Consider the following 1688-nt stretch of genomic DNA (forward strand, 5'->3'; position numbering starts at 1 on the left):
ATGATTTCCATGACCAAGGCGGACTTGCGCTTGGCCGTCCAACGTTTGATTTCTTCGTCCATCGTGATGCTCATGTCTGTGATCTCCACTCATTATGACCTGAGCAGGATTTCAGTGGGTCATTACACATATATAAGTGAGCTCAGAGAACAAAATGCAATTGACTTTGATGACATGATAATCAGAGCGATTCAGGAGGTGAATGCTGGCAAATATATTCCTGAATGGCGATACATACTGGTTGATGAGTTCCAGGATATATCAACAGCTCGAATGGAGTTCATTCAGACCATCATTAAAAATGGGGCACAGCCATCACTAACTGTCGTTGGTGATGATTGGCAGTCAATTTATAGATTTAATGGTGGAAAGTTAGAGCTAACAACTCGCTTTGGTGAAATCGTTGGTAGCTACACGCTCACTAAACTACAAAAGACCTTCCGCTATAACAATAGCATTGCTGATACTGCTGGTCAGTTCATTATGGAAAATCCTGAACAGTATAAAAAGTATATAGAAACGCATACTGTGGTTGAAGATTCACAGATTTATCTGCTTGATGACAAATCCCCAGAAAAAGGAGGTTTGAATAAAAGAGTCGCTGAGGTTGTTCAAAAGATTAGAGAGAATGATACGACTGGAAGCATCGCCGTTATTGCTCGTTATAACTATCTTTTAAATGAGGCTAAGAGTGCATTAAAACAGACTAATAGTTTGCGCAATGTTAACTTCTGGAGTTTCCATAAATCTAAGGGGTTAGAGGCAGACTATGTAATTTTAATCGGCTTCTTTCAAGGAAAGATGGGATTTCCTAATGAAAACAAAGACAACCTTATAGTTGAATCCCTGCTGCCATCTCTAGACCCATATCCTCATTCTGAGGAAAGGCGTCTCCTGTATGTAGGCATTACCCGAGCAAGGAAGAAAGTCTATATTATTGCCAATCCTACAGCACCATCTGATTTTGTGACGGAGTTACTCTCACCAAAATACAAGATAAATGTTGTTTCAAAAGCATTCAGTGAGGAATCAAAAAAAAAGTTCAAGTGCCCATACTGTACAGATGGCTATCTAAGGTTGGTCAAGGGGCCGTATAGTGATTTCTATGCTTGTAGCACCGGTTTTGGCTGTCCTGTAGGAAAGGCTAGAGTGTGTGAAAAATGCTACTCACCCTCAATTGACACAAGGAATGAGAGTGTTTGCAATAATTCTCTTTGTGGTTGCAAAATTAAAATATGCCCTGAGTGCGGACGACCAATGAAGATCCGTAATGGTCAGTATGGTGACTTTTGGGGATGTACTGGTTATGGGATTAAGGATGACCAGTGCAAGGTTACCATCAAGGTCAAGGCAGGCTTATGATAACTAATTACGTGAGTTAAGGTAGGGGACATATGGATACGTATTCCGAAATCATAAATGAATTCAATAGTACGTTTTCTACCAATGCTAGCCTGTGTGAAGATTTAAAGGTTGGGTGGGATCTGGGAGATTGTAGGTCTTTTGCTTTATACCAGTTAGTAGAAGACCAACGTAGCGCCCCCTTTGGTACGGTTCTATACCTGTCTCTTGATCAGATCTTGATCCCCTGTGCCATCAAATCCTTGGCGGCAAGAAAGCCATCCAGTTTACTTTGCAGGGCTTCCCAGCCTTCCCAGAGGGCGCCCCAGCTGGCAATTCCGGTTCGC

Annotated in this window: 1 protein-coding gene; it reads left to right on the forward strand. The window is 41.8% G+C overall.

The annotated features are described in order from the left end of the window. A partial coding sequence (locus C3418_RS23455) for a UvrD-helicase domain-containing protein (RefSeq protein WP_258040179.1) occupies positions 1 to 1362 on the forward strand: 1362 nt, incomplete at its 5' end. Positions 1363 to 1688 lie beyond the last annotated feature (326 nt).

This window comes from Aeromonas sp. ASNIH8 (assembly GCF_002919855.1).
Classification (GTDB): Bacteria; Pseudomonadota; Gammaproteobacteria; order Enterobacterales; family Aeromonadaceae; genus Aeromonas; species Aeromonas caviae.